General features: G+C 62.6%; 11 protein-coding genes. 9 read left to right on the top strand and 2 right to left on the bottom strand.

Translation table 11 applies throughout. From position 1 onward, the window contains the following. Positions 1–30 precede the first annotated feature (30 nt). Complete coding sequence (locus tag KI609_RS15135; RefSeq protein ID WP_226444420.1) at positions 31–963, bottom strand: DMT family transporter; 933 nt, start codon at positions 961–963, stop codon at positions 31–33. A 170-nt stretch (positions 964–1,133) separates the two neighbouring features. On the opposite strand from KI609_RS15135, the gene KI609_RS15130 reads away from it, so the two are divergent. From KI609_RS15130 to KI609_RS15100, 7 genes are all read left to right on the top strand, one after another. Continuing rightward, positions 1,134–2,051 carry a LysR family transcriptional regulator gene (locus KI609_RS15130; protein WP_226444419.1) on the top strand — a complete coding sequence of 306 codons (918 nt, stop codon included), beginning with the start codon at positions 1,134–1,136 and terminating at the stop codon, positions 2,049–2,051. A gap of 290 nt (positions 2,052–2,341) precedes the next feature. Then, a complete protein-coding gene (locus tag KI609_RS15125; protein WP_226444418.1) occupies positions 2,342–3,010 on the top strand; it encodes a GntR family transcriptional regulator in 669 nt (222 codons plus the stop codon). Beyond that, a complete protein-coding gene (locus KI609_RS15120) occupies positions 3,010–4,572 on the top strand; it encodes a malonyl-CoA decarboxylase (protein WP_226450446.1) in 1,563 nt (520 codons plus the stop codon). The genes KI609_RS15125 and KI609_RS15120 overlap by 1 nt, the downstream gene beginning before the upstream one ends. Before the next feature lie 293 nt (positions 4,573–4,865). Then, positions 4,866–5,882: a Bug family tripartite tricarboxylate transporter substrate binding protein gene (locus KI609_RS15115; protein ID WP_226444417.1), complete on the top strand. Its 1,017-nt coding sequence runs from the start codon at positions 4,866–4,868 to the stop codon at positions 5,880–5,882. 3 nt (positions 5,883–5,885) lie between these two features. Further along, positions 5,886–6,704 carry an enoyl-CoA hydratase/isomerase family protein gene (locus KI609_RS15110; protein ID WP_226444416.1) on the top strand — a complete coding sequence of 273 codons (819 nt, stop codon included), beginning with the start codon at positions 5,886–5,888 and terminating at the stop codon, positions 6,702–6,704. Between the two features lie 62 nt (positions 6,705–6,766). Further along, on the top strand, positions 6,767–8,341 hold the full coding sequence (locus tag KI609_RS15105) for a malonate--CoA ligase (protein WP_226444415.1): 1,575 nt from the start codon (positions 6,767–6,769) through the stop codon (positions 8,339–8,341). A 223-nt stretch (positions 8,342–8,564) separates the two neighbouring features. After that, on the top strand, positions 8,565–9,668 hold the full coding sequence (locus KI609_RS15100) for a hypothetical protein (RefSeq protein WP_226444414.1): 1,104 nt from the start codon (positions 8,565–8,567) through the stop codon (positions 9,666–9,668). Between the two features lie 345 nt (positions 9,669–10,013). Here the strand turns inward: KI609_RS15100 and KI609_RS15095 are convergent, their stop codons facing one another. Next, on the bottom strand, positions 10,014–11,015 hold the full coding sequence (locus KI609_RS15095; protein WP_226444413.1) for a LysR substrate-binding domain-containing protein: 1,002 nt from the start codon (positions 11,013–11,015) through the stop codon (positions 10,014–10,016). A gap of 100 nt (positions 11,016–11,115) precedes the next feature. Between KI609_RS15095 and KI609_RS15090 the strand changes: the two genes are divergently transcribed. Together KI609_RS15090 and KI609_RS15085 are read left to right on the top strand one after the other, a co-directional pair. Then, positions 11,116–11,259: a hypothetical protein gene (locus KI609_RS15090; protein WP_226444412.1), complete on the top strand. Its 144-nt coding sequence runs from the start codon at positions 11,116–11,118 to the stop codon at positions 11,257–11,259. Continuing rightward, positions 11,240–12,472, top strand: a complete 1,233-nt coding sequence (locus KI609_RS15085) for a metal-dependent hydrolase family protein (RefSeq protein WP_226444411.1) — start codon at positions 11,240–11,242, stop codon at positions 12,470–12,472. Before KI609_RS15090 ends, KI609_RS15085 begins: the two co-directional genes overlap by 20 nt. Positions 12,473–12,494: the final 22 nt, after the last annotated feature.

The raw sequence follows: 12,494 nt of genomic DNA, 5'->3' as shown, positions 1-12,494 counted from the left end.
AGGCAAGGCCAACGTGCCCCGGCCTTGGGCTTAGCGCTGCGAACCTGCGCGCACCGCCATCGACCACAGGGCCGCCACCACGATGAGCGCGCCCCCTGCCCAGGCCGTGGCGCTGAGGTTCTCACCCAACCAAAACACCGCAAACAGCGCGCCAAAGGCGGGTTCGCTGCTGGTGAGCACACTCACGCGGGTGGGCGTGCTGTGGCGCAGTGCCCAGTTCTGCGCCACGAATGCGAAGACCGTACACCCCAGGACCAGATAGACGCAGGCCCACCAGAACGCGCTGGCGTGGGTGAGGGACGGTAGCGGTGGCAGCGAACCCGGCTGGGCCAGCGCCAGCAGCAAGCTGCCCAGCCCGATCACACCCGCCTGCACTGCCGTAAGCGCCTGCACCGGGACGTGGCGGCTGCGGGTGCGTTGTGTGGTCTGGCACACGGTGATGGCCCGCAACACTGCCGCCGCGACCATGAGGGCATCGCCCCAGCCCCAATGGCCCGAATAACCCCCACTGAGCAACGCGGCCCCCAGCAGTGACACGCTGGCAACAACGAACATGGCGCGGGCAGGCCGTTGGCGCAGCAGCCACCATTCAGCAAACGGCGTGAACACGACACACAGGCTGATGAGGAATGCGGCATTGCTGGCCGATGTCATGGAAAGGCCAAAGGTCTCACACAAAAAGATGCCAAGCATCAGCACGCCCAAGGGCAACCCGGCCCACAGCGCGTTCCGGCGGCCTGTTGCATCGGTGCGCAGCAGCGCAGGCAACAACACCATAAAGGTCAGCAGGAACCGAACGGCCAGAAACCCCAGCACCGGGTAGAACACCAGCGCCCCTTTGGCCACTCCATAGCTGGTGCCCCAGACCGCTGCGACCAGCAGCATGGCCAGGTCGGGCAGGCGGGGCGCCATGGGGTGGCTCGTGGCGCCGTCAGCGAAGCGTGAGAGGTTGTGTGCAGGCATGGAGGAGGGAGTGGGTGGCATGGGATGGGCATGGGCTGGTGCAGGAGGCGCACGGTGGCGCGGGCAGGCCAAGACGCTGTAAGGCCGCAGGGAGCTTGGCGGGCAGCTTGCAATTATTGATTTGCGCAGTGGCTGTAATAATTGCCTTAATCGAACAGGATTTGTTCCAAATGAACATTAATCAGTCTCTGAGCAATTTGACGGACATGGCCGTGTTTGCCTGTGTGGTGGACGCTGGCGGCTTCTCGGCAGCGGCCCGGCAGCTTGGAATCACTCCGTCGGCCGTCAGCCGACAGGTCGCCCGGTTGGAAACCGCGCTGCGTGTTCGCTTGCTGGAGCGCACCACGCGCAAGTTCAGGCTGACCGATGCAGGCGCTGCTGCTTACAACCGTTGCCAGGCCATGGTGGCTTCTGCGCGCGAGGTGTGGGCGCTGAGCGACACCCACTCTGCAGCGCCCGCTGGCCTGGTGCGCATGAGCATGCCCAAGGCGGTGGGTCGCCAACTGGTGCATCCGCTCGCGCTTTCGTTTCTGCAAAAGTACCCCCAGGTGGATGTGCAACTGGTCATTACCGACCGCACGGTGGACCTGTACGAAGAATCCATCGACCTGGCCCTGCGTGTCACCGACACGCCACCCCCCGGCCTGGCGGGGCGCCCGCTGGCCACGTTGTGCCACCGGCTATGCGCCAGTCCGCGCTATCTGGCCGAACACGGGCATCCGCAGCACCCGCGGGAGTTGGGGCAACACGCCTGTATTTACCTGGGGGAAGACGACCGCGATCGGCACTGGCGCTTTGAGTGCGCAGGCGAAGAGGTGACCGTGGCCGTCAGGGGGCGCTACGTGGCCAACCACAGTGAGGTGCGGCTGGAGGCGGCGCTGAACCATCTGGGCATTGCCAGCCTGCCGGGCTTCGCAGCGCGCGCCGCCCTGGAGCGTGGCGACCTCGTGCCGGTGCTGAGCGACTGGCAGCACAAGACGTCGTACGCAGGCACCGCCTGGTTGCTGTACCCGCCCAACCGCTTTGTGCCCGCCAAACTGCGCGTCTGGATCGATCACCTGGTGCAGGGGTTTGCGCAAGTGCAATGAACCTGCGCTGAGGGTGGGGCTTGGATTGCAGCGCTCCAACACGGTGGGCACAGGGCGAGCCGGGTTTGGCGCGTGCGGTGAACGCTCGGTGTGGGGATTTGGCATAAGCGCGGCCTGTTTTGTCTCCCAGACCGCCAAAACTAAGGGTTAGTCCCTTGTATATTTTGATAATTATGGGAAATTACGCATATGCGCAAACAATGTGCACAGTAACCAACTGTTGACGTTGCTTTGTGATCAATTCGTGATGGTCCGAGTTTGTGTTCGTTGATCCTGGAGTCCTTCTCGCCATGCGTCCCGTTTCGAATTCACTGCACGATGAAGTGGCCTCGCGGCTGCGCGAGCAGATCTTTGCGGGCGCCTTGCCGCCTGGTGGCTTTCTTGACGAGGCCGCGCTGTGCGAGCGCCTGGCGATCTCGCGCACACCGCTGCGCGAGGCCTTGAAGGTGCTGGTGGCTGAGGGGCTGCTGCGCCATGAGCCGCGGCGCGGCTGTTTTGTGGCCCAGGTCACCGAGCGGGATCTGGATGACCTGTTCCCCGTCATTGCCCTTCTGGAAGGCCGTGCGGCCTACGAAGCCACCCTCAAGGCGGGGGATGCCGATGTGGCGGCACTGGAAGTGCTGCACCAGCAACTGCAGCAGTGCGCCGACGACGGCCGCATCACCGACTACTACGAAGCCAACTACGCCATCCACGAGGCCTTCATCACCCTGGCGGACAACCGCTGGCTGGCCCAGGTGATCGCTGATTTGCGCAAGATACTGCGCCTGGCGCGTCTGCAGACGCTGCAGGTGCCGGGCCGCCTGCAACAAAGCCTGGCTGAGCACCTGGCTGTGTTTGCCGCACTCAAGGCCCGCGATAGCGATGCCGCCGAAGAGTCCATGCGCACCCACCTTTTGCGCCAGCGCGATGCGCTGCGCGACGTTGCCCGCAACCACCAGTCGAGGTTGACCCGATGATGAACGCCACCACCCCTGAATGGATTTCCCGCAGCGTTTCACGTCTGCGCGCTGCCACGCCCACCGCTGGCAAGGCCCTCTCCGAAAAAGGGGGCGACAAAGCGGGCGATAAGTCGGGTGACAAGGCGGCCGATAAGGGCGCAGACAAGGCCGGAGACAAAGCCGTCAAAGGCGCGCTCGACAAGTCGGTCACCGACGTGGTGGCCAAAGTGGTGCCGCCACGCTCCACCCACGACCGCTTGCAGGCCACGCTGCGGCGTGGGCAAGAGTCGCTGTCGCCGCGCGCACTGCGCCGTCTGCTGGCCGACTTGCAAGAAGTGGTGGCGCCGCAGGTGAGCGAAGTCGAAGGCGGGCGACGCGCCCAGGTGGTGGCCGACTGGTATGCCAAGGCCGAGCCCGAAGCGCGGCGCGACATGTGGCTGCTGATGTGTGAGCAATTCGCCCCCGACGCGTCGCAGTTCAAATCGGCCCGCCAGCGCTACGAGGCCGCAGCGGGCACGGCCGAAGAAGGTCAGGCAGAGATCGGCCTGCGCCGTGCGCTGGTGTCACCGCGCACGCGTCTGTTGCAGCGGTTCTCCGCGTTCCCGCAGGGCATGCGGTTTTTGGTGGACATGCGCGCTGAGCTTTTGCCTTTGCTCAAGGCCGACAAGCGCCTGCTCGCGCTTGACGCAGAGCTGGAGCACCTGTTTTCCACCTGGTTTGATGTGGCATTTTTGGAGCTGCAGCGCTTGTCGTGGGATTCGCCCGCTTCGTTGATCGAAAAACTCATCAAATACGAAGCCGTGCACGACATCCGCAGCTGGGCCGATCTGAAAAACCGGCTCGACAGTGACCGCCGCTGCTATGGGTTCTTTCACCCCCGGTTGCCCAACGAACCGCTCATCTTTGTGGAGGTGGCGCTGGTGGACAAGATTTCGTCCAGCATCACCCCGCTGCTGGACGAGGCCGCCGCACCGGCTGACCTGGGCCGGGCCACCACGGCCATTTTTTATTCGATCAGCAACACGCAAACTGGCTTGCGCGGCGTGAGTTTTGGCGACTCGCTCATCAAACATGTGGTGGAGACGCTTACGGCAGAGTTCCCCCGTCTGCGCACCTTCGCCACGCTGTCACCGATCCCGGGGTTTCGGTCGTGGCTGGTCAAAAACGCGCAAGCCATGCTGGGGCGACTGGACGACAAGCGCCGCGCTGAGTTGGGCCGCGCCGTGGGTTTTGAGCCGCCACAGGCCACGCACTTGCTGGCGGCCATCGACAAGGTGCATGAGCTGGATGCCAAGTCGCCGGTGCGCCAGATGCTGCTGGAATGTGCCGCCTATTACCTTGGCCGCGAGTTGCACGAAGGCAAACCTGTGGACCCCGTGGCCCGATTCCATCTGGGCAACGGCGCCCGGGTGGAGCGGCTCAACTGGGCCGGAGACCCTTCGTCCAAGGCGCAAAAGCAGTCCTATGGGTTGATGGTGAACTATCTGTATGACCTCAAACGCATCGACAAGCACCGCAGTTTGCTGGCCCAGGGCAAGGTGCCGGTGTCGGGGGACATCGACAGCCTTTGCCGCGACTAACGATGGCTAAGAGCCTGTTCAAAGGCGCTTGCGGCGGCTTTGGCGTATCGGGGTGGTGTGGCAGTTTTAACCGACGGCCCAGGGCCGATGGGCTGACAGGCCCATCGGCGCGCAGGCCTGTGGTGGAGGAAACGGTGAACCTGTCCGTGCAGAACGTGGGGCTTTCGAGCCCCCGCTTCTGGTAAAAAACAGGTGACAGCGGGCACATGGCAAAAAAGCGAACAGTGAATGGCCCATGCGTGGCACCACAAATGCCAATTTCCCTTTTTACAACGACAAGAGGAGACAAGGAAATGAAAGACAACCTGCGAATCAACGAACGAGCGCTGATGCAACGCCGCAGTGTGCTGTTGGGTGCTGCAGCGGCAGGGCTGGGGTTGCCAGGCGGCAGCGCTCTGGCGCAGGCCTCGGCATGGCCCACCAAGCCGGTCAATCTGGTGGTGCCGTTCCCCGCTGGCGGTGGGACCGATGCCTTTGCGCGGCCGCTGGCGGCGCAGTTTTCCAAGGCCACGGGCAAGACGCTGATCATCGACAACCGGGGCGGGGCCGGGGGCACGGTGGGCGCAAGCTATGCCGCCAAGGCACACCCCGATGGCTACACACTGTTCATGGGCGCGGTGCACCACGCCATCGCCCCGTCGATGTACCCCAAGCTCGACTACGACCTTGAAAAGGACTTCATTCCGCTGTTCTTGCTGGCCAACGTGCCACAGGTCTTGGTGATCAACCCCAAGGCCGTGCCCGTGACGAACTTCAAGCAGTTCATGGACCATGTGAAGCGCAATCCGGGCAAGCTCAATTACGGCTCGGCGGGCGCGGGCACATCGCACCATCTGGCGGGTGAGCTGTTCAAGCAGCAGGCCAATGTCTTCATCACCCATATCCCCTACCGGGGTGCGGGCCCGGCGCTGCAGGATTTGATCGGTGGCCAGGTCGACATGATGTTTGACGGCCTGGGTTCGTCGGCCACGCACATCAAGGCCGGGCGCATCAAGGCACTCATGGTCTCGGGCACCAAGCGCAACCCGGCGTTCCCGGACGTGCCCTGCGCGGCCGAGGTCGGCCTGCCCGACTACACCGTCACCACCTGGTATGGCCTGTGGGCGCCCAAGGGCACGCCTGCCGACGTGCAGGCACGCATCGTGGACGAGGTGCGCAAGCTCGGTGCTTCGGAAGAACTCAAAACCATCTGGGCGAGCAACGGGGCCGAATACGGCGGCATGACGCAGCCACAGTTCGCCGCCATGGTCAGCAGCGAGGTCAAGCGCTGGGCGGCCGTGGTCAAGGCATCAGGCGCAAAACTGGACTGACAAATGGTCGCTGAAGTGGTGGCGGCACGCGCCGCAGGGGAGGCGGGCGACGCCGGTGTGGTGCGGGTCACCCTGCGCCACACCGGGCGCTTGAACGCCATGTCACGCGCCATGTGGCGCCAGCTGCGCGAGGTGTTTGACGGCATCCAGCGCAGCGCTGATGTGCGCTGCGTGCTGATCGAAGGCGAGGGCGGGGCGTTCTGCGCGGGGGGCGATATCTCCGAATACCCCGCATTCCGTTTTGACGCCGCTGCGCTGCGCGACTTTCATGAGCGGGACGTCTGGGGCGGCCTGAACGCCATGCTGGAGTGTGATGTGCCCATCGTCGCGCACATCACCGGTGCCTGCATGGGCGCGGGTGTCGAGATCGCCAGCTGCTGCGACATCCGCATCGCTGCCCATGGGGCCCGGTTTGGCGCGCCCATTGCCAAGCTGGGTTTCCCCATGGCACCACGCGAGGCCCAACTGGTGGCCAGCGCGGTAGGGGAGATGACCGCACGCCAGATGCTGCTGGAGGCCGCCACCTTTGCCGCCCCGGACATGCTGGCGCGCGGGTTTCTGAGCCGCGTGGTGCCCGATGAGATGGTCGCCATCGAGGCCCTGGGCAGTGCGCTGCGCATTGCCACCCTGGCGCCACAGGCCGCCCGCATGAATAAACAGACATTTAGAGCATTAAAAGCGCCTCTAGCGATTTATGGTAAAGCGCTAGATGCTATAAAAAACATAGTAAATAATCCGCCGGATCCCTACGCCTATGCGGATAGCGCGGAGCATCGAGAGGGCATTACGGCGTTTCTCGACAAGCGCCCGCCCGTGTTCTGAATGGCGCGCTCACGCGGCCATCGCACCCCCAAAACTGTCACCTTGTCACTCAGTCAAACGCCATGAGCCAACACAACCTCTTCAGCGCCCTGCGCGCTGCCTTTCCTGCCGACCTTGCCAGCACGGCCGTAGAGACCACCGCGCCCGACGGCACGCCCCTGTTCTACACCTGGCACGACCTGGACCGCGCCAGTGCGCGCATGGCCAACCTGCTCGCATCGCTGAAGCTGCCCGAGGGCAGCCGCGTGGCCGTGCAGGTCGAGAAATCGGTCGAAGCCATGGTGCTGTACCTGGCCACGCTGCGCGCGGGCTATGTGTTTTTGCCGCTCAACACCGCCTACCAGAGCGCCGAGATCGAATACTTCATCGGTAACGCCGAGCCCGCCGTGGTGGTGTGCACACCGGGCAACTTTGGCTGGGTGAGCAAGATCGCCTTCACGCTGGGCACGCAGCATGTGTTCACGCTGGGCGATGACCGCACCGGCAGCCTGCTGGAGCGCGCAGCCCACCACAAGGACGAGCATGTTCCGGTGGCGCGCCATGCCGACGACCTGGCCGCCATCCTCTACACCAGCGGCACCACGGGCCGCAGCAAGGGCGCCATGCTCACGCACGGCAACCTGCTCAGCAATGCACAGGTGCTCAAGGACTATTGGGGCTGGACGGCTACCGGAGGGCCTGATGGCCGTGGGGATGTGTTGATCCACGCACTGCCCATCTTCCACGTGCACGGCCTGTTCGTCGCCATCCACGGCGCGCTCATCAACGGCAGCAAGATGATCTGGTTCGCCAAGTTCGACCCCAAGGCCGTCATCGCCGCCATGCCCCGCGCCACCGTGTTCATGGGCGTGCCCACGCTGTACGTGCGCATGCTGGCCGAGCCCGCACTGAACAAGCAGGCAGTGAAGAACATGCGGCTGTTCATCGCAGGCTCTGCGCCGCTGCTGATCGAGACCTTCACCGAATGGCAGCAACGCACCGGCCACACCATCCTGGAGCGCTACGGCATGAGCGAGACCATCATGCTCACCTCCAACCCCTATGCGGCCGATGCACGCCACAAGGGCCAGAGCGAGCGCCGTGGCGCCACGGTGGGCTTCCCGCTGCCAGGGGTGGGCCTGCGTGTGGTGGACGACGCCAACAAGCCCCTGCCCGTGGGCGAGATCGGCAACATCCAGGTCCAGGGCCCCAATGTGTTCAAAGGCTACTGGCGCATGCCCGAGAAGACGGCCGAAGAGTTCACCAAAGACGGCTGGTTCAAGACCGGCGACGTGGGCAAGCTCGATGAGCGCGACTACGTGAGCATCGTGGGCCGCAGCAAAGACCTGATCATCAGCGGCGGCTACAACGTCTACCCCGCAGAGATCGAGGGTTACATCAACGAAATGCCCGGCGTGGCTGAAAGCGCGCTGGTGGGGGTATCGCACCCCGACTTTGGCGAAGTGGGCGTGGCCGTGGTGATCGCCAAACCCGGCGCCAGCCTGAACCCCGATGCCATCGTGGCCCAGCTCAAGTCACAGCTGGCCAATTTCAAGATTCCGAAGAAGTGTTTTGTGGTGGCGGAACTGCCGCGCAACACCATGGGCAAGGTGCAGAAGAACTTGCTGCGGGATCAGTACAAGGGGTTGTTTGTTTAAGACGGGAAAGGCGGCATCTCGGCCGCCTTTGCCGGTCTTTCATCCCGCGGGCCCGATCAGCCCGAGCATCGGAATCCATTCGAAAAATTTTAGGGCCACCTAAAAGTCGAAGAGATGCAAACTACAAGCGAAAAAATCAGTGTCGAAATGCGTTGTCAGACTTCTATGGATTCGGTTGCTGTCGCCTAAGTCTAGTTAGCCCGTACAGTCCCACACTAAAAACATGCGCCGAGACGATCACCACTACGTCACTGCAGTTCTAGAAATCCGCCGCAATCTGGCCGAGATTCTCGTCCTCGCCTTTGCACTGGCTTTGGGAATCAACCTTCTCTCTTCAGCGCTACCCTCTGAGCTTGCAATGTCGTCAAAAGCGACGGCAGTAGCCGGAGCAGCGCTAGTGCTGGTCAGCGTCAGCTTCCTAGCGGTTCGCCTGCGCAGAGTTGCGGGACGGCGGTTGACGCTCGAAGGAATTCTTGCGCTAGATGAACATCGTATGCCCGAAGAAGTCGATCGGTACGAGCTGTCTGAAAAACTGAACCAATACTTCAAGGCCATCTCGGTCGAGAACAAGGCTATCGCAAAAATCTGGACTGAGACGCCACTTGGGTTGGAAGTTGATGAAGAAAGACGAGCGGCACGAAACTCACGTAGCCAGGCAAATCTGCTTGTACTTGAGGCGCTTGAGTATTTTGTTCTCGATAAGTTGACGCTACATCTGAGCGCTTACTTTGACTCCGCGCGCGAGGTCGATGAAAACACAGTCGTCCGAGTCGAGCGCAGCGACATACCGCAAGTACTTTTGCAGAATCGCTTTCTAGAGCTCTTCTCCAAGCCGATGGAGATGCGAGAGGCGTTCATGGATCACCTCTCCGGGGGGGAGTATGGTCGAGTCGTATACGCCACGGGAGCAGATGGCGCACTGTTCGATCACTTTGAGCTTGTCTTGCCAGCTAAGTCTCGTGTATCCAGGTTGCAGAGTACAGGGCTCTCAATCGAGACTCCTAGATTTCATCTTGCTGTTAAGCCTGAGTTCATCGGGACATCAGCACTCTTCCCATCGCAGTTCGAAGAGTTCTATCTTGGGCGCCAGTTCAACGAGCTGAGTCTGTATGGCGTCAGGCTCCACATCGAGGTCGAGTTCAAGTGGCTATCTTTTTTCACGAGCCGAGGCTGGGACTACTACGAGTGGCTGGATTCGTTTCTCGATGAGCTAGCGACGGCCTTCGAATTTAGCGAGTTCCTCGAACGAATCAATTGGGAGGCTGCCGCAACAGTAGCCACCGTTCTCAAAGAAGGATCAAAGGGAGGGCGTGGCAATGCGGGCTAACCTTTCGTTCGAGCCCCCTCGTAGCGGCATGGCGCTTGGCCCGCTTCTAGGAGTTGTTCATCTCATCCATCCAGCACACCAAGCGCCGCGCCGACGCTCGTGGCACAGCTCAAACTACAAGGGCTTTCCCCGAGAGCTGTTGGTGTCAGGTTTTGCCTTTTGCTCGTTGAGCGCCTTGGCAGGATTGTTTCGTACCAAAAGTGGGCGCTCAAAAGTATTTTTGCTATCTAGTTAGTAGCTGCTTGCGATCTACCTATAAGCGCTAGAGCCATTTTTTGACATGACTGTTTGCGCAACGACTGATGCTGCTGCCGCATGCGCAGGCTTGCAGTCGTGCTGGCCGCATCAACCTACTATGGCTGTACCGGCGCTGACGGCGTTGGCGCCGCCCACGCCTTGTTGCGGCGCGCAAAAAATGCAGCCCGCCCCAGCCTCTGCAGTCGCAGCCGCCCCTTCCGCATGGTTGCAGCAATGCTCCAGCCACCCAGCCACCAGCCGGTACACCGACAAATTGGTGCGTGCCGTGGGCGCGCACAGGTAGTAGCCCAGCGGGCTGTCAAAGCGGTCTTTCAGGGGCTCTACCAGCGTGCCTGCCTGCAGTTCGTCTTCCACCAGGCAGGTGGGCACAATGCCCACGCCAAAGCCTGAAACCGCTGCGCGGATGATGAGCGAGTAGAGGTTGAAACCCGGCCCGAAGCGGCTGGCGCTGGTGTCCAGGCCGTGGGCTTCCATCCAGTCTTGCCAGGCCAGGGGCACTTCGATGTGTTGCAGCAGCGTGGCGCGCATCAGGTCTTGCGGTGTGTGCAGGGGCAGGGCGGCCTGCAGTTGCGGGCTGCAGACGATGCTGGTTTCCTTGCCGATCAGGTAGCGCGCATTGGCGCTGGGCCAGTTGCCGTAGCCGTACTGGATGGCGGCGTCAAACTCGTGCGGCGTCGCAAAGTCGTGCGCATGCTGGTAGCGCACAAAGTTCAGTGACACCTGCGGCAGCGTGCGCTTGAAGTGCCCCAGGCGCGGAAAGAGCCACTGCGCCGCAAACGTGGGCGGCACAGATAGGTTGAGCGAGCCGCCATCGCCCCCGTACGACATGAGCTGCGCCGTGGCCGACTCCAGCGCCGCCATGGCGGGGCGGGTGGCGTTGAGGTAGGTGGCACCCGCCTCGGTCAGCTCCAGCCCCGTGGCCTTGCGGATGAACAGCTTCTGGCCCAGGTAGTCCTCCAGCGCTGCAATGTGGCGGCTGATGGCGCTTTGCGTCACGCATAGCTCGCGCGCGGCCATGGTGAAGGCCTGGTGCTTGGCGGCGGAGTGAAAGGCGTTCAGCTCCGAAATAGTGGGGCAGAGGCGGCGCATAGGGTTATCCCTTGATATGAGTGTTGCTCATGGGTGGGTGAGATTTTAGGCGTTGCGGCCAAGGGCAATTGGCCCGATAAATGCATCCTGTGACACCAACATGTCAAAACTCCTCTCTGAAGAATGCTGCATTGCACCAGATTGGAGCCTGACGATGCCCATGGCCCTCAAAAAGAGGGTCATGAGTAATTTTGAAGCCCATGGCGCCAAACTTGACGAATCTCATGACCTCTTTGCTGATTGAAAATAGCCGTGTTCTGGATGTGCACGCACTCACACTGCGCACCGGCCTGTCGGTTCTGGTGCAGGACGGCCGTATCGCCGCCGTGGGCACTGACTTGCAGGTGCCAGAGGGCACGACAACGCTGGACGCCAAGGGCATGACGCTCATGCCTGGCCTGATCGACTGCCACGTGCACACGGTGGCCTCGTCGTTCAACCTGGGCACGGTGGCCAAGATGCCCAATGTGTTCACCATGCTGCGCTCGCTGCCCATCATGAAGGGCATGCTGGACCGGGGCTTTACCACCGTGCGCGATGCGGGCGGGGCCGATTGGTCGCTGGCAGAGGCGGTGCGCACGGGGCTGGTGCCAGGGCCGCGCATTTTCCCTGCAGGTAAGGCGCTGTCGCAAACCGGTGGGCATGCGGATTTCCGCCAACGCAACGACGTCCTGGATGTGTGCTCGTGCGCCTACAAGCTGGGCAACATCGGCCGCGTGGTGGATGGGGTGGACGCCTGCCGCCTGGCGGTGCGCGAAGAAATCCTGAAGGGCGCCACGCAGATCAAGGTGATGGCCTCTGGCGGTGTGGCATCGCCCAACGACCCGATAGGCAACCTGGGTTATTCAGAAGCCGAGCTGCGCGCCATTGTGGAAGAGGCCTCCAACGCCAACACCTATGTCATGGCCCATGCCTACACGCCGCGCGCCATTGCACGCGCCGTGCGCTGCGGTGTGCGCACCATCGAGCACGGTAATTTGGTCGATGCGCCCACGGCCCAGTTGATGGCTGAAATGGGCGCTTTCATGGTGCCCACGCTCATCACGTACGAAGGCCTGGCCAACGAAGGCGAGCGCTATGGCCTGCCTGCAGCGTCCGTCGCCAAGATCGACTCCGTGCGCAGCCAGGGCAAGCAGGCCATCGAGATCCTGGCCAAGGCGGGCGTGAAAATGGGCCTGGGCAGCGACCTGCTGGCCGAAACGCACTACCTGCAGGCCGACGAGCTGCGCCTGCGCGCCGACGTGCTGGGCAACGGCCCGGTGCTGCTGCAGGCCACGCTGATTGGCGCGGAGATTCTGGGCCAGCAAGGCCAGCTGGGCGAAGTCACGGCCGGTGCCATTGCCGACATCTTGCTGGTCGATGGCAACCCGCTCACCGACATCACCTGCCTGCTGAACCAGGGCGAGCGCATTCGCGCCATCGCCAAGGACGGCGCGTGGGTCAAGAACACGCTTTGATTTCCCCTCAACCCCATCCCAC

Origin of the sequence: Acidovorax radicis (assembly GCF_020510705.1) — a bacterium.
In the GTDB taxonomy this organism is placed as follows: domain Bacteria; phylum Pseudomonadota; class Gammaproteobacteria; order Burkholderiales; family Burkholderiaceae_C; genus Acidovorax; species Acidovorax radicis_A.
The sequence above is the reverse complement of the archived record's forward strand: the minus strand, read 5'-3'. Positions and strand labels throughout refer to the sequence as shown.